This is a genomic window from Roseobacter sp. TSBP12 (assembly GCF_009129705.1).
GTDB lineage: Bacteria > Pseudomonadota > Alphaproteobacteria > Rhodobacterales > Rhodobacteraceae > Celeribacter > Celeribacter baekdonensis_A.
In genome coordinates, this window is record NZ_PYIB01000014.1 from 78,199 (window position 1) to 98,402 (window position 20,204).

Consider the following 20,204-nt stretch of genomic DNA (forward strand, 5'->3'; position numbering starts at 1 on the left):
CTGGGGTACGTTGCCTGTTTTTTGACCAACAGCCGCAGAATGACGCATAAAATCCTGTCGTTTTTGGTTTCCATCCACAGGCCAGAAAGTTTATAAAGCTCAAACGCTGTGGGCGCTAACAGGGCCCGCGCGCGTTGGAGGATGAAATTGCCCCTGCGCAAAGTCGCGCAGGCACCACCTGGAGTAAAAACGATGACGGATTGGGTGAAAACCGCATGGCGCAACAAACCGCGTGTGCAAATGCCCGACTATACGGACGAGGCCGCGCTGAATGCTGTTGAGGCTCAGCTTGCCAAATATCCGCCGCTCGTTTTTGCGGGGGAGGCGCGCACACTGAAACGCGATCTGGCGAAAGCCTCTCGCGGCGAGGCGTTTTTGTTGCAGGGCGGCGATTGCGCCGAAAGCTTTGCCGAATTTGGCGGCGATCAGATTCGCGACACGTTCAAAGTCATGTTGCAAATGGCGATGGTGCTGACCTTTGGCGCGAAAGTGCCGGTGATCAAGGTCGGTCGCATGGCGGGGCAATTTGCCAAGCCGCGCTCGGCCGCGACAGAAACGTCCAATGGCGTCGAATTGCCGAGCTACCGCGGTGACATCATCAACGGCTTTGACTTCACACCCGAAGCGCGCATCCCCGATCCGAACCGGATGTTGCAGGCCTACACCCAAGCCGCCGCTTCGCTGAACCTGCTGCGCGCCTTTTCCAAAGGCGGGTTTGCCGATATTCACCGGGTGCATGCTTGGACTCTGGGCTTCACGGAGGCCGACGAAGCCGAGAAATACCGCGATATGGCCAATCGCATCCAAGATTCCCTGGATTTCATGAAGGCGGCGGGGATCACATCCGAGAACAATCACGACCTGCATACGGTGGATTTCTACACCTCGCATGAGGCGCTTTTGTTGGAATATGAAGAGGCGCTGACCCGTGTGGACAGCACCACGGGGGCAACGATTGCGGGCTCGGGTCACATGATCTGGATCGGTGATCGGACCCGTCAGCCGGACGGTGCGCATGTGGAATTCTGCCGCGGTGTGCAAAACCCGATCGGGTTGAAATGTGGCCCCACTACCACCGCCGAAGACCTTAAGGTCTTGATGTCTAAGCTGAACCCGGAAAACGAGGCGGGCCGTTTGACCCTAATCGCGCGGTTTGGGGCGGGCAAAGTCGCGGACCATCTGCCGCGTCTCATCGAGACGGTCAAAGCCGAAGGTGCCAAGGTGGTGTGGTCCTGTGACCCGATGCATGGCAACACGATCAAATCTGACAGCGGATATAAAACCCGCCCGTTTGATATGGTTCTGGCCGAGGTGCAGGAGTTCTTTGCCGTGCACCGTGATCATGGCACCATTCCCGGTGGTGTGCATTTCGAGATGACCGGCAAGGACGTGACCGAATGCACCGGCGGTTTGCGCGCGGTGACTGACGAGAACCTCGCGGACCGTTACCACACCGCCTGCGATCCGCGCCTGAACGCCTCGCAAGCGCTGGAATTGGCGTTCCTTGTGGCCGAAGAGCTGCAAAAAGGTCAAGCGCCGGAAGAAATCGCCGTTTCCGCGTAACTCTTTTAAAATCAATACGTTGAAAGCCGGACTTCATGTCCGGCTTTTTGCTTTTGAACGGCCTGAAATTCCTCAGCCGCGATGAAACACAAAGCCGTTTTCAATCGCCTCATAGCCCGCCGCTTGATAAAAGCTCATCGCTTTCGGCGCCGAGAGCAGCAGGTGGGTTTTGACCTTGGGCGCGGCTTTGACCGTTTCCGCCAAAAGCGCCTTGCCAATGCCATGGCCCTGCATGTCGGTGAGCACGGCCAGATCGGAACAATAGAGGCAAAAGTGCCAATCGGTGATCGAACGCGCCACACCGACCAAGCGCCCAGACTCGTCGCGCGCGGTGACAATCAGATCCGCCCCGGCCAACATCCCGGCAATCCGCGCCGGGTCATCGACCGGACGCCGCTCGGCCAAGGTTGAGCCGTACAGCACGGCGAGAAAATCCTCTGAGGACAGGTCGGGCTCGATGGCATAGGTGATGTGGGTCATGCGGCACTCCAAGGCAGATGCCCCACCCAAGCACAGCGCCACGCAAATAAAAAGGCGCGACACCGATGTGCCGCGCCGATCACCCCCACGATGACTGGATTTCTTCACTCTTCGGCCTTGATCAGGCGCAAAACCGGTTTGCCTTTCGGACGCTGCGGGATCGAGGCTTGGGGATGGTCGGTTTTTTTATCTGTGCCTTTCGCGGTATGATCGTCATAGGCCTTTTTCGCCTCGGCAAAACCTGCCGGCACCGGGGTGCCTGCCGGGGTGGTGGCAAAGCTTTGCTCGGTCGGGTTGTCCGAGAGCAGGGGGCGGCTTTGCACATCGACCACTTCAAAGCGGCGCGGTTGACGGCCAATGTCGCCTTTGGACTGGATACAGCCCAAGACGCGGTTCACATCGCCAAGATCGGATTTGAGCGGGCAGAGCAAAAGCTGTGCATCCATCGCGCCGCGACCAATGCCACGTTCGGCTTTCAGCGTGATAACGGTGATTTGCGGGGTTTCAAACACCGCTTCCAAAGCTTCGGAAATCTTGGCCCGGCTTTCGGGGACAAACATTGCCGTCAACGGCATCCCGCGCACTTCCATGCCCATCAGATCGGTCAGATGCATCCCGGCCAAGCGGAACCGCGCCACGCCCAGAGCGATCCGTTCCAGGATAAAGGCGTATTCGAGCGCCGATTGCATGCCGCGCGGATCAATTTCGGAACGGGCGGGGACGGGGCGGCCATTGCGCAGGCCGTCCCAATAGGCTTCGACCGTTTTGAGGGCCGGGAAATGCATGTCGTTACGACGCGGCATAAGAGATACAACATTGGAGCCGCTGACATATTCGATTTTCATCTCATCACCTATTCTCGCGAGCGCTCAGATCGCGCCACCGATTGTACGTTCCACTGCGGGCCGTGCCTTGCCGTTCGGTCTCTTCTGGCACCGTCCCGCCTGATTTCATTGCCTGCAGTGTTTCACCGCTGGCTTGACCTGAATATGCCACGAGTTTGCCCGATTTGGTGTAAAAAGCTAACCAATGGTTAACATCCGCAGAAGAGAACGCGGGCATGGTGACCAAAAGTTTAACGTCTGCATGTGGATTCTATGGATAAAATTATGAAAAATCGTTCAAAAACATACTGTTGAAAAGTATAACTTTGGGGCGTCCAGAGTTCGATCCGCGCGCCAATCACTTCTGTAAAATTGTATGTATCGCCAGTTTAGCACAACGGCCCTGCCACAATTTATTGCTAAAGCTGACAGATCGCGGGGCGCAAGATCGGGAATATGGGCAAGATTATGGCGTGCAGTTGCAGCATTTGAGACTCAGTTTGGCGCATTCCGACATGATTGCGTCACAATCGCCAAGCAGTAGCCAAGCCGCGCTCCGCCCGATATAGGAAGAGCGACGACAAAAGGAGCATTTCATGGAAGCGGAGCGGCGCGGTCTTCTCATCATCTTATCCTCTCCCTCAGGGGCGGGAAAATCCACGCTCGCGCGGGCCTTGATGGAGTGGGACAACTCGTTGCGATTTTCCATCTCCGCCACAACGCGCGCGCCGCGACCAGGAGAGGTGGACGGGGTCGATTACCATTTCGTCGATGAGGCCACGTTCAAAGACATGGTCAACGACGGCGAGATGTTGGAACACGCCCATGTGTTCGGCAATTTCTACGGTTCCCCGTCGGCCCCCGTCCGCGCCGCGATCGAGACCGGCCGCGATGTGTTGTTCGATGTCGATTGGCAAGGCGCGCAACAGATCGCCAATTCCGTTTTACGCGATCATGTGCTGTCGATCTTCGTGCTGCCGCCCTCCATCCGCGAATTGCGTCGCCGCCTCGAAACCCGTGGCCAGGACAGCGACGAGGTGATTGCCAAACGGATGGAAAAAAGCTGGGATGAGATCAGCCATTGGGATGGCTATGATTATGTGTTGGTCAATGACGATCTGACGACCACGTTTGAGCGTCTGAAAACCATCATCACCGCCGAACGGCTGCGTCGAGCACAACAACCGGGGCTGATGAATTTCGTTCGCCATCTTCAGTCCGAATTTCAGGAGGTCGAAGGATGACACTCTATACACTTGAGGATCACGCGCCGGTGTTGCCGGAAAATGGCGACTACTGGGTCGCGCCCGACGCCAATGTCATCGGTAAGGTGATTTTGGCAGAGGGTGCCAATATTTGGTTCGGCGCCACTTTGCGCGGCGACAATGAGGCGATTGAGGTCGGCGCGGGCAGCAACATCCAGGAGAACTGCGTGTTGCACACCGACATGGGCTATCCGCTTGTGATCGGCGCGGGCTGTACCATTGGCCATAAGGCGATGTTGCATGGCTGTGTGATCGGCGAAAATTCCCTGATCGGGATGGGGGCCACCGTGTTGAACGGGGCTCGGATTGGCAAAAACTGTTTGATCGGGGCAGGGGCCTTGATCACCGAGGGCAAAGAGATCCCGGATGGATCGCTGGTCATGGGCGCGCCGGGCAAGGTTGTGCGGATGCTGACAGAGGCACAGATCGCCGGTCTGCGCGCCTCTGCGCTGCATTATCAACAAAATGCCCGCCGGTTTCGGGACGGATTGGTCGCGATTGGCTGAGCCCGTGATCCAGATTCGTCTGGGTGGTTTGGCTTTTCCGCCCTTTCATAGGGTCTTTTGACGCATCACCCTGTTAGTGCATCACCTTGGCATTGCGCGGCACGGGGCGCACCGGGATGATGATGTCAAAGTCCAAATGCGGGTAATGCTGCCGCACTTCGTTGCGCACAATCTCCGGCCTCGGCAGGTCTTTGGCAATGACGCGCAACAGGCCTTTGTAATCGACGGAACTGAGGAACGCCGCCAATTCCAGACAATCAAAATGCGCCGAAATGGCCGGGGCCACGACGCTATCCGGGTTGATTGCAGTTAAGATTTCACGAGACAGATCAGCAAATTCGATAAAGAAGACGCCGGACCGTTCAGGGAAATGCTTTTTGAGGGTTTGCATCAGCAGTGGCTCGCCCACCATCAAGACCATGCCTGAAGAGTTCAGGTGTGTGTCCCGGTTCAGAGCGATAATGTCGCCAAAAATGTTCTGTCGAACGGTACCCATATGGCAGGGGTCCTGTATGTTTACGCTCTCATGTCCTCTTCGAGCAAACGGGTAAAGTATCGAAATTGCAACAATCTTTTTATCAAAACCGAAATAATTCGCAAAATGGGAATTTGAGAGACGGAATTTGAGCAAGCACCCGTTTGACAGCCCCCGTTGTCACAGACAGGTTACATGATGTGGGTAGGCCCACGCAGACAATGAAAGTGATCCCATGCGCAGCGTGATAAAAGAAATGGCCTTTGGGGAAGATGTGGTGACCGAAATGGCGCGCGCGATGCCCCTGCCTGTGGTGGTGATTGGGCGCGACGAACGGGTTTTGGCCGCCAATGCCCTCGCTGCCACCCTGTTTTCCGACGCCATGGTCGGGCGGCATTACATCACGGTGTTGCGTCAACCCATGTTGTTGGACGCGATTGAAAACGTCTTGCGCCTCTCAGAACCCGCCGAGGCGGTGTATCGCGTGACGGAAAGTCAGCGCGATTTGGTCTATGACGTGTTTGTGCGCCCGGTGATTGTCGGCGATTTTGCCTGTGTGACGGTCGCCTTTGAGGACAAGACCGAAGTCCAGGAGGCTGGCCACATGCGCCGCGATTTTGTGGCCAATGTCAGCCACGAACTGCGCACGCCATTGACAGCGGTGCTCGGGTTTATCGAAACTCTGCTGGGCCCGGCCGCCGATGACAGCGCTGCGCGCACCCGGTTTTTGGAGATCATGGACCGCGAAGCCAAGCGGATGAACCGGATTGTCGGCGATTTATTGTCGCTGAGCCGGGTTGAGGCCGAACGCCGTGTGCGTCCGACGGATCGGGTGGATATTTCGGCACTGTTGCGCTCTGTGGTCCTGACCTTGCACCCTGTGGCGCGGGCACGCAATGTGACCTTGACGCTTGAGGGTGTGGAGGGGGTCGAAGAGGTGCCCGGCGATTTTGACCAATTGACGCAAGTGTTCACCAATCTGATCGAGAACGCGATCAAATATGGCGGTGCGGGCAAAGAGGTGCACATCTGTTTGACCTCACATGCGGTCGAACCGACGATGCGTTCGCAAGCGGTGCGGGTGGATGTGTCGGACCAAGGCGATGGCATCGCCTCGCAACATATCCCCCGCCTGACCGAACGGTTCTACCGGGTAGATTCGCATCGCTCGCGTGAAATGGGCGGAACCGGGCTGGGTTTGGCGATTGTAAAACATATTCTAAACCGCCACCGCGGACGGCTCAGGATCGAAAGCCACACCGGGCGGGGCAGCTGTTTTTCGGTCATTTTGCCCTATCAGTAAGCCAAATCTATGGATTTTCCCCGCAAATCAGGGGTGAACAGGCTGTCACAATTCCTAACGCACTGTCACATTGGCGGTGTTTTTTACGGCTTTACCTAGCTAATTGCCAAGATGTCTAGGAATTTCCCGGCATCTGTCATCAAACTGTTACATTAGTTTCACAAAACCATTGCGAGACCCCCCTAAACCCGCCGTTGAGGGAGCAATGTCGCTCTCGGACATAAAGCAAATTCAGGAGCAAATGATGTCCTTTGTGAAACTGACCGCCTCTGCGATCGCGATCGCTGCCGTTTCGGCCACTGCTGCCGCCGCTCGTGACCAGGTGCAAGTCGCCGGTTCCTCCACCGTTCTTCCCTACGCCTCGATCGTAGCCGAAGCCTTTGGCGAAAACTTTGATTTCCCGACACCGGTCATTGAATCCGGCGGCTCTTCCGCTGGCCTCAAACGCTTCTGTGAAGGCGTTGGCGAAAACACCATCGACATTGCCAACGCATCGCGCAAAATCCGCGAAAAAGAAATTGCTGCTTGTGCTGAAGCTGGCGTGACCGACATCATGGAAGTCCGCATCGGTTATGACGGCATCGTGTTCGCCTCCCAGCTGAACGGCCCGGCCTTCACCGCCTTTACCCCGTCCGATTGGTTCAACGCTTTGGCTCCGAAAGTGGTCGTAGACGGCGCGCTGGTCGACAACCCCTACAAAATGTGGAATGAATTCAACGCCGATCTCCCGGCTGTTGAAATTGCAACCTTCATTCCGGGCACCAAACACGGCACCCGTGAAGTGTTCGAAGAGAAAGTTCTTGCCGAGGGTTGTGAAGCCACTGGCGCTGCGGCTTTGCTCGAAGCTGCTGGCATGGACGCAGGCGATGAGTGCCTCAAAGTGCGCACCGATGGCGTGTCCACCGACATCGACGGTGACTACACCGAAACGCTCGCTCGCATCGACGCCAACACCAATGGCATCGGCGTGTTCGGTCTCGCATTCTACGAAAACAACACCGACAAACTCAAAGTTGCGACCATGTCCGGTGTGGTTCCGTCCACCGAATCCATCGCGACCGGTGAATACCCTGTGTCCCGCCCGCTGTACTTCTACGTGAAGAAAGCCCACATCGGCGTGATCCCTGGCGTAAAAGAATATGCTGAGTTCTTCGTCTCCGACGACATGGCTGGCCCGTCCGGCCCGCTCGCCGAATACGGTCTCGTGTCTGACCCGGAATTGGCTGCGGTTCAAGCGGCTGTATCCGACGAAGCAACCATGAACTAAGCCTTGTGGCTTTGATCTGACATTGGAGCGGCGCGGGACTCCTCGCGCCGCTTTTCATCCGAACGGGCGTTACACTCCGTCCGTTTGCCCGCTCTGACCTGTTCTGCAAAATCTGCAAGGAAGCGCCTTATGCCCATTCTGTGGCTTTTCGTTCTGGTTCTGGCCCTTGGCCTTATCGGATTTGTACTGGGGCGCATGCGTGCGCTCAAAGATGCACATGGCGATATCCGTCAGTTGCATTCTTTGCCCAATTATTATGGTGCCAACGTTTTGTTCGCGACTTTGATCCCCGGCTTTGCCGTCATGGTGATCTGGTTGATCGCGCAACCGATGGTCATTCAAAGCCAGGTGACCTCTTTGATCCCTGAGCGCGCCTATACGGACGCTGGCTCTTTGAATCTTGTGATGTCGGATGTGCGCCGGGTGGCGGAGGGGCTTGATGTGGCGGTCGCCGAAGGGGCGATGACCCATGAGCAAGCCCGCGATATTCGCTCCGAGTTCACCGATGTGCGTGCGCGTCTGGGCGCGGTCGGTGTGGCGCTTGGGTCGAATGTGGAACCCTATGTTTTGCAAGCCGCACAGAAATATCGCACCCTGTCCAATGGCGGTCTCTGGTTGATGACTGCGCTGGTCTTGGGCGCGGCTGTGCTGGGTTTTGTGCTGTCCTATCTGCGCACCAACAAAGAGCAACGCTCGCGCAATTCGGTCGAAAGAGTGGTTCTGGCGTTGTTGATCGGCGCAGCCTCCATCGCCATCCTCACCACGCTTGGCATCGTGCTGTCGCTGTTTTCCAATACCATCGAGTTTTTCAAACTCTATCCGGCCAAGGATTTCTTTTTCGGGCTGACATGGTCGCCCTCCTTTGGCGGCGGTTCCGAGCTTGGTATCCTGCCGCTGTTCTGGGGCACGTTCTACATTTCCTTCATCGCGCTGGCGGTGGCGGTTCCGATCGGGCTTTTCGCCGCGGTGTACCTGTCGGAATACGCCGGTCCGAAAGTGCGTGCGATCGCCAAACCTTTGCTCGAAGTGCTCGCAGGCATCCCGACCATCGTTTACGGTCTCTTCGCTTTGCTGACGGTCGGGCCGCTTTTGGTCAATCTGTTCGGTGACGGTGGCGCGCTTGGCGTTGATTGGATGAAGGGCGGCACCGCCGTGATGACCGCAGGTCTGGTGATGGGGGTGATGTTGATCCCCTTCGTCTCCTCGCTGTCTGATGACATCATCAACGCCGTGCCTCAGGCGATGCGCGATGGCTCCTTAGGCCTTGGTGCGACCAAATCCGAAACGGTGAAACAGGTGATCCTGCCGGCCGCTTTGCCGGGTATCGTCGGTGCGATCCTTTTGGCCGCCTCGCGCGCCATCGGGGAAACCATGATCGTGGTGCTTGGGGCAGGGGCCGCCGCGCGCCTGTCCGCCAACCCGTTTGAGGCGATGACCACCGTGACCGCCAAAATCGTGTCGCAGCTCACGGGGGACGCCGATTTCTCCTCGCCCGAAGCCCTCGTGGCCTTTGCCTTGGGGATGACGTTGTTTGTGATCACCCTCGCGCTTAACATCTTCGCGCTCTATATCGTGCGCAAATACCGGGAGCAGTATGACTAATGTCCGATATGACCGCAAATACGCAACCGACCCCGCAAAAGAGCACCTCCTCGCTCTATGACGAAACCAAACGCACCAAACGGCGCAACCAATCCGAGGTCCGGTTCAAAGCCTATGGCGTGGCCGCGATTGCGGTTGGCTTGTTCTTCCTTATCGCTTTGCTTGTCGCGATTTTCTCCAACGGTATTCCGGCGTTCAAACAGACCTTCATCACCATTCCGGTGGAGTTGACCGAGTCTGCTTTGGACAAAACCGGCAACCGCGATGTCGCTGAAATGTCGAAAGTCTCCACCTTTGGCTACAAGCCGGTGGTGACCAACGCTTTGGTCACGGCATTGAAAGACGCGGGGATCGCCATCCCGTTCAAAAAGGAAAAGGATGTTGAAAAACTCCTGTCCTCCTCTGTGGCTGCCCAGGTGCGCGATACGGTTTTGGCCGATCCCTCGCTCGTCGGCACATCGGTCGAGTTCCGCCTTTTGGCCTCCTCGCGGGTTGATGGCTATTTCAAAGGCCGCGTGACCCGCGATGCTTTGATCCGCGACAAAAACCTCGATGCCGAACATCTCGACATCGCTGATGCGATGGCAAAGGCCGGGTTGATGGCAACCACCTTTAACGCTGATTTCATCTTTGGCTCCGATGCCTCCGAAAGCCGCCCGGAACAGGCCGGGATCGGGGTCTCGATGATGGGCTCTCTGTTTATGATGATCGTGGTGCTTTTGCTGTCGCTGCCCATCGGTGTGGCCACCTCGATCTACCTCGAAGAATTCGCGCCGCAAAACCGCTTTACCGATCTCATTGAGGTCAATATCTCGAACCTCGCGGCCGTGCCTTCGATCGTCTTCGGTATCCTTGGTCTGGCCGTGTTCATCCAGTTCGTACACCTGCCGCAATCCGCGCCTTTGGTCGGTGGTTTGGTGTTGACGCTGATGACCCTGCCAACGATCATCATTTCGACCCGCGCCTCATTGAAAGCTGTGCCGCCCTCGATCCGCGATGCCGCTTTGGGGGTTGGGGCCTCGAAAATGCAATCGGTGTTCCACCATGTGCTGCCCTTGGCGATGCCGGGAATCTTGACCGGGACCATCATCGGTCTGGCTCAGGCTTTGGGCGAAACCGCACCTTTGCTGTTGATCGGGATGGTGGGCTTTATCGCCTCCAACATGCCCGACGGGATCGCCTCCGGCTTTCTTGATCCGAACTCCGCGATGCCGGCCCAGATTTACGAATGGGCCAAACGTGCCGATCCCGCCTATTATGAACGGGCATGGGGCGGCATCATCATCCTTCTTTTGTTCCTGATGACGATGAACATCATCGCCGTCATTCTGCGCCGCCGCTTTGAGCGTCGCTGGTAATGAGGTCTGAGCCATGAACGATATGCGAATTGTGAAAAGAGACGTGGACATGAACGACACCAAAATCTCGGCCAAAGGCGTACAGGTTTTTTACGGCGACACCCACGCGATCAAAGACGTGGACGTCGAGATCAAAGATAAAACCGTCACCGCCTTTATCGGTCCGTCGGGCTGTGGCAAGTCCACCTTCCTGCGCTGTTTGAACCGGATGAACGACACGATTGATGTCTGTCGGGTGGAGGGCAAGATTTTGCTCGACCAAGAGGACATTTACGACAAACGCGTCGATCCGGTGCAATTGCGCGCGAAAGTGGGCATGGTGTTCCAAAAGCCCAACCCGTTCCCGAAATCCATCTATGACAACGTCGCCTATGGCCCGCGCATTCACGGGCTGGCCGGATCAAAGGCGGATTTGGACGTGATCGTTGAAAAATCCCTGCGTCGTGCGGCGATTTGGGACGAGGTCAAAGATCGTCTTCAGGCCCCCGGCACCGGCCTTTCGGGTGGGCAACAACAGCGTCTGTGCATTGCCCGCGCCGTGGCGACCGAACCCGAAGTGCTGTTGATGGACGAACCCTGTTCCGCCCTTGACCCGATTGCCACGCTGCAAGTCGAGGAATTGATTGACGAGCTGCGCGAAAACTTCTCTGTGGTGATTGTGACCCACTCGATGCAACAAGCCGCGCGCGTCAGCCAAAAGACCGCGTTTTTCCACCTCGGCAACCTTGTTGAATACGGCGATACCCAACAAATTTTCACCAACCCGAAAGATGAGCGCACTGAAAGCTACATCACCGGCCGGATCGGCTAAGGGAGATAGAAATGCATAACGATAACAAACATATTGCCTCTGCTTTTGATCGTGATCTGGAGGCCATTCAGGCCCTGATCATGAAAATGGGCGGACTGGTTGAAGCCAGCATCAAAGACGCAGCTCAAGCGCTTGAAGAGCGCGATGTTGAGCTGGCCGAAAAGGTTCACAAATCCGACAAGGCCATCGACAAGCTGGAAGAGGAAGTGAACGAGGAGGCCGCGCGCCTCATCGCCTTGCGCTCTCCGACGGCAAGCGATTTGCGCACGGTGTTGACGGTGATGAAAATCTCCACCAACCTTGAACGCTGTGGCGATTACGCCAAAAACCTCGCCAAACGCACCGGGGTTTTGGTCAATATGAACCCGATCACGGGGGCCGCCACCTCGATCCGTCGTATGGCGCGCGAGGTCGAGGAAATGCTCAAACTGGCGCTTGATGCCTATATCCAACGCGATGTCGGCATGGCCAACGAAGTCCGTCACCGCGACCTCGATGTCGATCAGATGTACAATGCGCTGTTCCGCGAATTCCTCACCTATATGATGGAAGATCCGCGCAACATCACCGCCTGTATGCACCTGCATTTCATCGCCAAAAACATCGAACGCATGGGCGATCATGCCACCTCGATCGCGGAACAGGTGATCTACCTCACCACCGGCGAATTGCCCGAGGATGCGCGTCCGAAAGGCGACATCACCTCACAGAAAATGATGGATGTGGAGGGCGAATAATGGCCGCTGATCAACCCCGCGTTCTGGTGGTCGAAGACGAACCTGCCCAGAGAGAGGTTTTGGCCTATAACCTCGAAGCCGAAGGATTTGTCGTCTCGAAAGCCGAGAATGGCGATGATGCCCTGTTGTTTGTCGACGAAGATCAGCCCGACATCATCGTGCTTGATTGGATGCTCCCTGGCGTGTCCGGCATCGAGATTTGCCGCCGTTTGAAAACCCGTGCGGACACCCGCGACATTCCGGTCATCATGCTGTCGGCCCGTTCTGAAGAAGTGGACCGGGTGCGGGGGTTAGAGACCGGCGCGGACGACTATGTCGTCAAACCCTATTCGGTGATCGAACTGATGGCACGTGTGCGCACGCAATTGCGGCGCGTGCGTCCGGCGGCGGCGGGGCAGGTGTTGGAATTCGAAGACATCCGCCTTGATTCCGAAACCCATCGGGTGACGCGTGGCGAAAGCTCTTTGAAACTTGGGCCGACCGAATTCCGCCTGTTGTCCACTTTCATGGAAAAACCGGGCCGTGTCTGGTCGCGCGAACAGCTATTGGATCGGGTCTGGGGCCGCGACATCTACGTCGACACCCGCACCGTCGATGTCCATATCGGCCGTTTGCGCAAGGCGTTGTGCCAATATGGCGGCATCGACCCGGTGCGCACCGTGCGTGGGGCAGGGTACGCGCTCGGCTAAGCCCCCCGTTCTTGCAAAATAAACACACACCGCCCTTCAGCAAAGGGGCGGTGTTTTTGTCTTGAGGGGCGTGTGCTCTGGCGACGTGCCGCGCATGGCATCACTTGATGCAAAGACTGGCAACACCCCGCCGTTCTTCGCCGGTGACGGCAAAGTTTTGATTCACGTTTTTCACGAAACCCTTTATGGGATCAAATGAGAGACAGATGCACCGCGAAGGATCAAGACGATGATGACGGCCATCCAAGTAAAGGAACCTGCCCACCTGCGCACCTATCGCGGGATTCGTGATCTGATCCTTTCTGGCGATCTGGTGCCCGGCCAACCTGTCACCATCCAGGGGCTGATTGACCAACTCGGCTCCGGCATGACGCCCGTGCGTGAGGCCATTCGTCGGCTGACTTCTGAGGGCGCTTTGATTTTCCATGGCAACCGCCGGGTGACGGTGCCCGTACTGACTCTGGCGCAAGTGGACGAGTTGATCCTCGCCCGTTGTGGCCTGGAACCCGAATTGGCGCGGCGTGCGGCGATGTGCATTTCCGCGGAGGACATAACAGCCTTGGAAGAGATAGATGAGGCGATTGACGAGTCGATGCGCGCGGGTGACACCCGTGGATACATGATCCACAACCACCGGTTTCACATGGCCCTGTACGCCCCGGCACAGGCCGAAGTGATTGGACCCATTGTCGATGCGTTGTGGCTGCGTTCGGCCCCGGCGCTGCGGGTGATGTGTACGCGGTTTGGCACACAAAACCTGCCGGATATGCATATGGCCGCCATTGCCGCGCTGCGGATGCGCGACGCGGATGCGGCGGCGGAGGCAATCCGGGCTGATGTGTTGCAGGGGATGGAAAACGTCCGCGCCATCCTTTCGGACGGCGCGTCATTGGTGTAGGTGCAGTTTGGGCGAAACCTGAGCTTAGACGGATATTGCCTTGATTTCACAGAAATCTTCGATTCCGTAGACGCCGCCTTCACGCCCATTTCCTGACAGTTTATAGCCCCCAAAAGGCGAGCCATAAGAAATGTCCGAGCCATTGAGATGCACCATACCCGCACGAATGTCGCGCGCCATGGCCAACCCGCGGGACTCGTCGCCGGTCTGGATATAGGCGGCCAACCCGTAAGGCGTGTCATTGGCGATGCGCACGGCGTCCGCGTCGTCCTGATAGGCGATCATCACCAAAACCGGACCAAACACCTCTTCTTGGGCGATGCGCATGTCATTGGTCACATCGCCAAACACGGTGGGACGGCAGAAATAGCCACGGTTAAATCCCTCGGGACGGCCAAGGCCACCCGCAACCACGCGCGCACCGTCCTCAATCCCGACCTGAATCAGGCTTTGCACCCGGTCATATTGCATCTGTGACACCAGCGGACCGATGTGGGAGCCGGGCAGGGACGGCAGCCCCACAGTGGTGGCCTCCGCGGCCTCTTTGGCAATCTCCATCGCGGTCTCATATTGGCTTGCGGGCACCAACATCCGCGTGGGCGCGTTGCAGCTTTGGCCAGTGTTTTGGAAACAATGGCGCACGCCGCGTTTGACCGCCGCGTCCAGATCACAATCGTCCAACAGGATGTTGGGGGATTTGCCGCCCAATTCCAACGTCACACGTTTGACCGTGGCGGCGGCGGCTTTGGAAATTTCCACGCCAGCCCGGGTCGAGCCGGTAAAGGAGATCATCGCCACATCCGGGTGGCTGGAAATCGCCGCCCCGACAGTCGGGCCGTCACCGTTCACAAGGTTGAACACGCCTGCGGGCACACCGGCGTCTGCCAAAATCTCCGCGTATAAAAGCGCGCTCATCGGCGTCAACTCGGAGGGTTTGAGCACCATCGTGCAACCCGCCGCAAGGGCTGGAATAACCTTGAGCGCGATTTGATTGATCGGCCAGTTCCATGGCGTGATGAACCCGCAAACACCAATCGGCTCATGCAGGATCATATCGCCCACGGCGTTTTTGTGGTCAAACTCAAAGGATTCAAGCGCCTTGACCACACCGTCCAAATGGCCAATGCCAACCGCAGCCTGCGCCCGGTCCGAGAGCGAAATCGGCGCGCCCATTTCTTCGGAAATCGCTTGGGCCATTTCGTCATACCGCGCTTGGTAGGCGCTGCGGATTGCGGCCAAAAGCTCCAGACGCTCCGCTTTCGTGGTGCGTGAAAAGGCTGGGAAGGCGGCTTTGGCCGCGGCCACGGCGGCGTCCACATCAGCGGTGGTGCCCATGGCGACAGAGGCAAAGATTTCCTCTGTCGCCGGGTTGATCACATCAAGCGTCTCACCCCCCTGAGGTACGACCCATTGCCCGCCGATATAGAAGCGATCCGTTTTCAATTCCGTCATGTGAGCCTCATATCTGTTTGAATTTCTTAAAACTTGTCACGCAGAGCATACCACGTCATCGCCGCAACCAAAAGCGGTGTGCGCAGCTTTGGACCGCCCGGAAACCGCGGCGTCGGCAGGTGGTTGATGACATCGAACCGCGCGGCCTGACCGGCGATGGCCTCGGCGGCGATTTTACCTGCGAGAGTTGCCAGCGCCACGCCCTGACCGGAAAATCCGGCAATGGAGAGGGCAGAGGGGCCAAGCCGGTCAAAATGCGGCAGGCGCGACATGGTGATGCCCAAAGTGCCGCCCCAAGCATAGTCGATTTTGGCCGATTTGAGTTGAGGAAATACCTCCAACATTGGCCCGCGCACCTTGGCACGCAGGTCAGATGGGAATTTATAGCCGTAGCTTTCGCCACCGCCGAAAATCATCCGATTGTCCTCGGAGAGCCGGAAATAATTGATCACAAAGCGCGAGTCGGCCACGGCATAGCGGTTTGGGATCAAGCTGTTGGCGAGATCTTGGGGCAGGGGGTCCGTCACCGCGATAAAATTATTGATCGGCATCACCCGACGGCTGACCGTGGGCAACAGGTTGTTGTGATAGCCGTTGAGCGCCACGATCAGATGATCGGCCTCGATCATGGCAGACCCGGTGTGAACCCGTGGTTTCGCCGCTGTGTCCACCTTGGTGACGCGCGAGGTTTCAAACATCCGCACGCCTGCCGCCTCGGCCAAACGCGCCAGGGCAAAGGCGTAGCGCAGCGGGTGTAAATGCCCCGATCCCATGTCCAGCGACCCGGAATGATAGCCCGGGCTGCCGACCTCATGACGGATCTCGTCGCGCGAGAGAAAGCGGATTTTGTCATAGCCATAGGTGCTGTTGAGATGCTCGACATGCGCCTTGGAATGGGCGCCATAGCGGGCGCGGTGATTGGCGTGAATGACGCCATCGGTCCAGCCACAGCCATCGCCATCCTCATGGATCAACGCCTTGACCAGATCGACCGCCTCAGATCCCATGTCCCAAAGCACACGCGCCGTGTCGAGACCGACGAGCGTCTCAAGATCGCCCTGTTCCAACCGCTGCCCGGTGGAGACCTGACCACCATTGCGGCCAGAGGCGCCGGAGCCGACCCGCGAGGCCTCCAAAAGCACCACATCCAAGCCCTGACGTGCCAAATGCAGCGCCGCAGACAGCCCGCCGTAGCCGCCGCCAACGACGCAGACATCGGCCTTGATCGCGCCTTCGGCCGCAGGGTAAGGACCGGGCGCTTCGGCTGTGGCGGCGTAAAAGGAGCGGGGGTGTTGGCCGGGCGTGTCGTTGATGGTGAGAATGTCCATAAAGTTATGCTGAAACGTTCAGCCCCTCCGCGTTGAGATAGGCCAGAGTTTCGTCCAGTGAGAGCCGCGCGCGGTCGATCAGGATGTCGATTTCCGCCTTGGTGATGATCAATGGCGGCGAGATGATCATCCGGTCGCCAACATGGCGCATCACCAGATTATTGGCAAAACAGCGCTCGCGACAGTAATAGCCGACAGTGCCTGTGGGGCTTGCGAATTTGGCGCGGGTGGCTTTGTTTGGCGTCAGGGCGATGGAGCCCATGAGACCGACGATTTTCGCCTCTCCGACCAGCGGGTGATCGGTCAGGCTTTCCCATTTTTCTTTCAGATAGGGCGCGATCTCAGACCCGGCGCGTTCAACAATGCCGTCCTCATCCAACAGTCGCAGGTTTTCGAGTGCCACGGCGCAGGCGACCGGATGTCCTGCATAGGTATAGCCATGGGCGAATTCGTCGGCGGCATCGAGCGTGTTGAAAATCTCGTTCGAGACAATGGACGCGCCCAAGGGGATATAGCCCGAGGTGATGCCCTTGGCGCAGGTCATGATGTCGGGGGTGAAGCCCATGGTTTGACAGCCGAACCAGTTGCCGGTGCGGCCAAAGCCGGTGATCACTTCGTCGGCGATCAACGGGATGCCATATTGCTTACAAATCCTTTGAATTTCAGGCCAGTAGGTGACGGGGGGCACGATCACACCGCCTGCGCCCTGCACCGGTTCCGCGATAAAGGCTGCGATCTTATCCGCGCCAAGCTCAAGGATTTTCGTCTCCAGTTGACGGGCCCGTTCCAGCCCGAAATCTTCGGGTGTCATATCGCCACCTTCGGACCACCAATCGGGCTGATCAATGTGCACGATGCCGGGGATCGGCAAACCGCCTTGGGCATGCATGCCCTTCATCCCGCCCAAAGAGGCCGCCCCCATGGTCGAGCCATGATAGCCATTCCAACGCGAGATGACGATGGAACGCTCCGGCTGGCCCTTGGCGGCCCAATAATGGCGCACCATGCGCAGGTTTGTGTCGTTGGAATCCGAACCAGAGCCGTTGAAAAACACATGGTTCAAATCCCCCGGCGCAAGCTCGGCCAGACGTTTGGCCAACATGATCGCGGGCACGGTCGAGGTTTGGAAAAAGGTGTTGTAGAACGGCAATTGCAACATCTGGCGGGCGGCGACGTCGACCAATTCCTGACGCCCGTATCCAATATTGACGCACCAAAGACCAGCCATCGCATCAAGGATCACTTCGCCGTCGCTGTCGGTCAGCCACACGCCCTTGGCGGAGGTGATGATCCGCGCCCCTTTCCTGGCCAGTTCCGCGCTGTCGGTGAACGGGTGCATATGATGGGCGGCGTCGAGCGCCTGAAGCTCTGCGGTGGGCAAATGATTGTCACTCATGCGATCAATGTCCTTTGATGATCACGCCCGAACACTCAGGCCGGGTCGGAATGCGGTGGTGGCATGCGGCCACAGTATCGCCACACATAAAAGGAGCCAGCACGGCAGTTTGTGCGCAACTCCGAGCGTGGACGAGAACTTGTGCAAAAATATGATCAAATTTTTAGGAAGGTCAAGTCCTGACCACTCCGGGCCGGCAAATTCAAACCCGCTGAGGCGGTGGCCGAAGATTTGTTCCGCCTGCATGACCAGATGGGGATTGCCGGCTGTTGGACCATGATCATATCTGATCGAAAGTCTCCGGCTCTGAACGCATCTCACGCCAAGATCCGCCCCATGCGGATGCAATCCCCTTCGCGCGCACCATCGTTGAATGGTTTCCGGACCGCACCGGTTGGGGCACCGATTGGCCGCACCCGAACTTTCTCGCAGATCCGCCAGATGATGGTGATCTGTTTGATCTGCTCGCGGACATCGCGCCGACCGATACGTTTTTGAACACGCTGATGGTCGACAACCCTGCTCAACTTTACGGTTTCAAGGAGAATATTTGATGGCTGGTCGTCTCGTAGGAAAAATCGCACTCATCACCGGCGCGGGCTGTGTTGGTCAGGGCTGGGGCAACGGTCGTGCGGCTTGCGTGCCGTTTGCAGAGGAAGGCGCAAAAATCTTTGCCGTTGATCTCAAATCCGACACGATGGTCGAAACCCTTGAGCGGGTCAAAGCCGTGGCGGGCGAGGTCGAACCTTACCTGTGTGATGTCACCGACAGAAAAGCGGTTGAGGCCATGGTGACCGCCTGTGTGGACCGTTCGTTTTGGCACCGTTGGCATCCTCGTCAACAATGTCGGCGGCTCCTCCAGGGGATGTCGATAAGCTTTTGGAAAGCCGCCTCAAACGCAACCCGATGGGCTGGATGGGCGACGGGTGCGACACCGCCAATGCCGCGTTGTTCCTGGCCTCTGACGAAGCGCGCTTTGTGCCATTTCGTCTGTGTGACCGAGGAACAAAGCTTTTCCAAGGCTGCGGGCCGGTTGCGTATTGCCCAACCCCCCGCTCAGCCGCCAGATCGCCGGCCTTGAACGGGATCTGGGCATTCCGCTTTTTGATCGTCGAAAAACATCAGGGGACACTCGATGCGCGCCCGGTCACCGACCCAGAGGTGACATGGCCCTAATGTGTCGCGACAAGCCGTGAACAGCGGCGCAAAGGCGCGGTGCGCACGATTGGGGGCCTGATCGTCGAAATCATGCGTGAGGTGCGCGAGGAGGGGGGATGGAAGTGACCGTTTGCGCGGTGTTTCTCCAGCCGCATATGGCGTGTTGGCCTTCAAAGGTGTGTCCCATATTTGCCGCCATCTGCATGTGCGCCAAATAAGGTCAAGGTGACGAGAGTGGAGCGTGTGAGGCGATGAAAAGGCGTTTCATCTGCCCTGCAGCTCCTGCGTTGCGGCGATATAGGGGGCGAGGGCGGTTTCAATGCTCGCCAGCAACAGGGTGTTTGCGTCGGCGGCAAGGTGGCCTGCGCGAACTCTGGCGGCAATCTGGCCCAGATATTGGCTGATCAGCGGCTCCGGGATTGCATCCGCACCGAGCATTTCAAGCAGGGTGGTCACAGCGGCGTCGGCCCTTGGGTCTGGCCAGACATAGCGGATGCGGTCGCTGAGCGAAAAATGCCGCAGCAGGCGTTGCTCCTCCGGGGTGCCCTCATAATAGGACAGCCAATACGCCGGGTGGTCGAGCAGAACCTGCTCCAGAGTGGCGCGCAGGCAGATCGGTCGGACGCCGGGATGGAGTTCTTCGGCGATCAGGTCAAGCCCGTATAGGGCCTCGCGCAGAGCAAAGGTCAGGCCGGGACCGACTTTCAGGATCGCGAATCCATCGCGCACAAGGGCGGTCAGGGCCGCGGGAGTTTGATAGTCCGTCGAGTGGGCCTCGAAAACCATGCCGGGCAAGTCGGCGCGCGCGGCGCTCAGGGCGCGGGCGGCGGGGGAGGCGTAGTCGATCACATTGTGATTGCCGAATTCCACGCCGGGTTGCACCACGAGGCCGATGACCCGATTGAAAATGGCGGTAAGACCCGCCTGGGCAAAGGCCGCCCGGTGTATGTCGACGGTGGTGCGGGCGGCGGCGGGGGAGGTAATTTCGAGCGTGTCGAGAGCCTCCATCGCGCCACCGGGAACCGGGACTTCGGTGCCGATGATATAGACCGGCGGTGGCACGGGGGCACCCGGCTGGGCGGCTTCGGGCTG

Annotated in this window: 19 protein-coding genes and 1 pseudogene; 13 read left to right on the top strand and 7 right to left on the bottom strand. The window is 58.1% G+C overall.

Annotated features, from left to right (window positions below; translation table 11 throughout):
- The first annotated feature begins 192 nt into the window (after positions 1–192).
- Positions 193–1,563, top strand: a complete 1,371-nt coding sequence (locus C8029_RS04750; protein WP_040402234.1) for a class II 3-deoxy-7-phosphoheptulonate synthase — start codon at positions 193–195, stop codon at positions 1,561–1,563.
- Positions 1,564–1,635: 72 nt separating this feature from the next.
- On the opposite strand, the gene C8029_RS04755 is transcribed toward C8029_RS04750, so the two are convergent.
- Both C8029_RS04755 and C8029_RS04760 read right to left on the bottom strand, forming a co-directional pair.
- Complete coding sequence (locus C8029_RS04755; protein WP_009571922.1) at positions 1,636–2,043, bottom strand: GNAT family N-acetyltransferase; 408 nt, start codon at positions 2,041–2,043, stop codon at positions 1,636–1,638.
- 104 nt (positions 2,044–2,147) lie between these two features.
- The gene (locus C8029_RS04760) at positions 2,148–2,888 is read right to left on the bottom strand and encodes a PAS domain-containing protein (RefSeq protein WP_152002379.1); all 741 of its coding nucleotides are present in this window, start codon (positions 2,886–2,888) and stop codon (positions 2,148–2,150) included.
- 575 nt (positions 2,889–3,463) lie between these two features.
- Here C8029_RS04760 and gmk point away from each other — a divergent pair.
- Complete coding sequence (gmk, locus tag C8029_RS04765) at positions 3,464–4,111, top strand: guanylate kinase (protein ID WP_009571924.1); 648 nt, start codon at positions 3,464–3,466, stop codon at positions 4,109–4,111.
- A complete protein-coding gene (locus C8029_RS04770) occupies positions 4,108–4,638 on the top strand; it encodes a gamma carbonic anhydrase family protein (protein ID WP_009571925.1) in 531 nt (176 codons plus the stop codon). The genes gmk and C8029_RS04770 overlap by 4 nt, the downstream gene beginning before the upstream one ends.
- 73 nt (positions 4,639–4,711) lie before the next feature.
- Here the strand turns inward: C8029_RS04770 and C8029_RS04775 are convergent, their stop codons facing one another.
- Positions 4,712–5,134, bottom strand: a complete 423-nt coding sequence (locus C8029_RS04775; RefSeq protein WP_009571926.1) for a hypothetical protein — start codon at positions 5,132–5,134, stop codon at positions 4,712–4,714.
- A 214-nt stretch (positions 5,135–5,348) separates the two neighbouring features.
- Here C8029_RS04775 and C8029_RS04780 point away from each other — a divergent pair, with 214 nt between their 5' ends.
- The 8 genes from C8029_RS04780 to C8029_RS04815 all read left to right on the top strand — a co-directional run bounded on the left by C8029_RS04780 (position 5,349) and on the right by C8029_RS04815 (position 13,778).
- Positions 5,349–6,416 carry a sensor histidine kinase gene (locus tag C8029_RS04780; protein WP_152002380.1) on the top strand — a complete coding sequence of 356 codons (1,068 nt, stop codon included), beginning with the start codon at positions 5,349–5,351 and terminating at the stop codon, positions 6,414–6,416.
- Positions 6,417–6,660: 244 nt separating this feature from the next.
- Positions 6,661–7,683: a substrate-binding domain-containing protein gene (locus C8029_RS04785; protein ID WP_040402120.1), complete on the top strand. Its 1,023-nt coding sequence runs from the start codon at positions 6,661–6,663 to the stop codon at positions 7,681–7,683.
- Between the two features lie 129 nt (positions 7,684–7,812).
- Positions 7,813–9,285, top strand: a complete 1,473-nt coding sequence (gene pstC, locus C8029_RS04790) for a phosphate ABC transporter permease subunit PstC (protein WP_009571929.1) — start codon at positions 7,813–7,815, stop codon at positions 9,283–9,285.
- Positions 9,285–10,643 carry a phosphate ABC transporter permease PstA gene (pstA, locus tag C8029_RS04795; protein ID WP_009571930.1) on the top strand — a complete coding sequence of 453 codons (1,359 nt, stop codon included), beginning with the start codon at positions 9,285–9,287 and terminating at the stop codon, positions 10,641–10,643. The genes pstC and pstA overlap by 1 nt, the downstream gene beginning before the upstream one ends.
- Before the next feature lie 13 nt (positions 10,644–10,656).
- Entirely contained in the window at positions 10,657–11,454 is a 798-nt protein-coding gene (gene pstB, locus C8029_RS04800; RefSeq protein ID WP_040402121.1) for a phosphate ABC transporter ATP-binding protein PstB, read from the top strand.
- 11 nt (positions 11,455–11,465) lie between these two features.
- Positions 11,466–12,191 carry a phosphate signaling complex protein PhoU gene (gene phoU, locus C8029_RS04805; protein WP_009571932.1) on the top strand — a complete coding sequence of 242 codons (726 nt, stop codon included), beginning with the start codon at positions 11,466–11,468 and terminating at the stop codon, positions 12,189–12,191.
- The gene (gene phoB, locus C8029_RS04810) at positions 12,191–12,880 is read left to right on the top strand and encodes a phosphate regulon transcriptional regulator PhoB (RefSeq protein WP_009571933.1); all 690 of its coding nucleotides are present in this window, start codon (positions 12,191–12,193) and stop codon (positions 12,878–12,880) included. The genes phoU and phoB overlap by 1 nt, the downstream gene beginning before the upstream one ends.
- 229 nt (positions 12,881–13,109) lie before the next feature.
- A complete protein-coding gene (locus tag C8029_RS04815; protein WP_009571934.1) occupies positions 13,110–13,778 on the top strand; it encodes a GntR family transcriptional regulator in 669 nt (222 codons plus the stop codon).
- Between the two features lie 24 nt (positions 13,779–13,802).
- On the opposite strand, the gene C8029_RS04820 is transcribed toward C8029_RS04815, so the two are convergent.
- Genes C8029_RS04820 through C8029_RS04830 form a run of 3 tightly spaced genes read right to left on the bottom strand, consistent with a single transcriptional unit; the run spans position 13,803 to position 17,954 of the window.
- On the bottom strand, positions 13,803–15,230 hold the full coding sequence (locus tag C8029_RS04820) for an aldehyde dehydrogenase family protein (RefSeq protein ID WP_152002381.1): 1,428 nt from the start codon (positions 15,228–15,230) through the stop codon (positions 13,803–13,805).
- Positions 15,231–15,256: 26 nt separating this feature from the next.
- The gene (locus tag C8029_RS04825) at positions 15,257–16,558 is read right to left on the bottom strand and encodes an NAD(P)/FAD-dependent oxidoreductase (protein ID WP_152002382.1); all 1,302 of its coding nucleotides are present in this window, start codon (positions 16,556–16,558) and stop codon (positions 15,257–15,259) included.
- A gap of 4 nt (positions 16,559–16,562) precedes the next feature.
- On the bottom strand, positions 16,563–17,954 hold the full coding sequence (locus C8029_RS04830) for an aspartate aminotransferase family protein (RefSeq protein ID WP_152002383.1): 1,392 nt from the start codon (positions 17,952–17,954) through the stop codon (positions 16,563–16,565).
- A gap of 305 nt (positions 17,955–18,259) precedes the next feature.
- Between C8029_RS04830 and C8029_RS04835 the strand changes: the two are divergent.
- Positions 18,260–18,508, top strand: a pseudogene (locus C8029_RS04835) (amidohydrolase family protein); the annotation flags it as partial.
- Positions 18,508–19,035, top strand: coding sequence for an SDR family NAD(P)-dependent oxidoreductase (locus tag C8029_RS04840; protein WP_009571939.1), 528 nt, complete (start codon positions 18,508–18,510; stop codon positions 19,033–19,035). The pseudogene C8029_RS04835 and the gene C8029_RS04840, both read left to right, overlap by 1 nt.
- 341 nt (positions 19,036–19,376) lie before the next feature.
- Here the strand turns inward: C8029_RS04840 and C8029_RS04845 are convergent.
- Positions 19,377–20,204 (bottom strand): class II D-tagatose-bisphosphate aldolase non-catalytic subunit (locus tag C8029_RS04845; protein ID WP_193217590.1); only part of this gene is annotated, 828 nt, incomplete at its 5' end.

Excerpts from the sequence above, each read along its gene's own strand:
- C8029_RS04750 (WP_040402234.1), top strand. The coding sequence starts at position 193 with ATGACGGATTGGGTGAAAACCGCATGGCGCAACAAACCGCGTGTGCAA.
- C8029_RS04755 (WP_009571922.1), bottom strand. The coding sequence starts at position 2,043 with ATGACCCACATCACCTATGCCATCGAGCCCGACCTGTCCTCAGAGGAT.
- C8029_RS04760 (WP_152002379.1), bottom strand. The coding sequence starts at position 2,888 with ATGAAAATCGAATATGTCAGCGGCTCCAATGTTGTATCTCTTATGCCG.
- gmk (WP_009571924.1), top strand. The coding sequence starts at position 3,464 with ATGGAAGCGGAGCGGCGCGGTCTTCTCATCATCTTATCCTCTCCCTCA.
- C8029_RS04770 (WP_009571925.1), top strand. The coding sequence starts at position 4,108 with ATGACACTCTATACACTTGAGGATCACGCGCCGGTGTTGCCGGAAAAT.
- C8029_RS04775 (WP_009571926.1), bottom strand. The coding sequence starts at position 5,134 with ATGGGTACCGTTCGACAGAACATTTTTGGCGACATTATCGCTCTGAAC.
- C8029_RS04780 (WP_152002380.1), top strand. The coding sequence starts at position 5,349 with ATGCGCAGCGTGATAAAAGAAATGGCCTTTGGGGAAGATGTGGTGACC.
- C8029_RS04785 (WP_040402120.1), top strand. The coding sequence starts at position 6,661 with ATGTCCTTTGTGAAACTGACCGCCTCTGCGATCGCGATCGCTGCCGTT.
- pstC (WP_009571929.1), top strand. The coding sequence starts at position 7,813 with ATGCCCATTCTGTGGCTTTTCGTTCTGGTTCTGGCCCTTGGCCTTATC.
- pstA (WP_009571930.1), top strand. The coding sequence starts at position 9,285 with ATGTCCGATATGACCGCAAATACGCAACCGACCCCGCAAAAGAGCACC.
- pstB (WP_040402121.1), top strand. The coding sequence starts at position 10,657 with ATGAACGATATGCGAATTGTGAAAAGAGACGTGGACATGAACGACACC.
- phoU (WP_009571932.1), top strand. The coding sequence starts at position 11,466 with ATGCATAACGATAACAAACATATTGCCTCTGCTTTTGATCGTGATCTG.
- phoB (WP_009571933.1), top strand. The coding sequence starts at position 12,191 with ATGGCCGCTGATCAACCCCGCGTTCTGGTGGTCGAAGACGAACCTGCC.
- C8029_RS04815 (WP_009571934.1), top strand. The coding sequence starts at position 13,110 with ATGATGACGGCCATCCAAGTAAAGGAACCTGCCCACCTGCGCACCTAT.
- C8029_RS04820 (WP_152002381.1), bottom strand. The coding sequence starts at position 15,230 with ATGACGGAATTGAAAACGGATCGCTTCTATATCGGCGGGCAATGGGTC.
- C8029_RS04825 (WP_152002382.1), bottom strand. The coding sequence starts at position 16,558 with ATGGACATTCTCACCATCAACGACACGCCCGGCCAACACCCCCGCTCC.
- C8029_RS04830 (WP_152002383.1), bottom strand. The coding sequence starts at position 17,954 with ATGAGTGACAATCATTTGCCCACCGCAGAGCTTCAGGCGCTCGACGCC.
- C8029_RS04840 (WP_009571939.1), top strand. The coding sequence starts at position 18,508 with ATGGCTGGTCGTCTCGTAGGAAAAATCGCACTCATCACCGGCGCGGGC.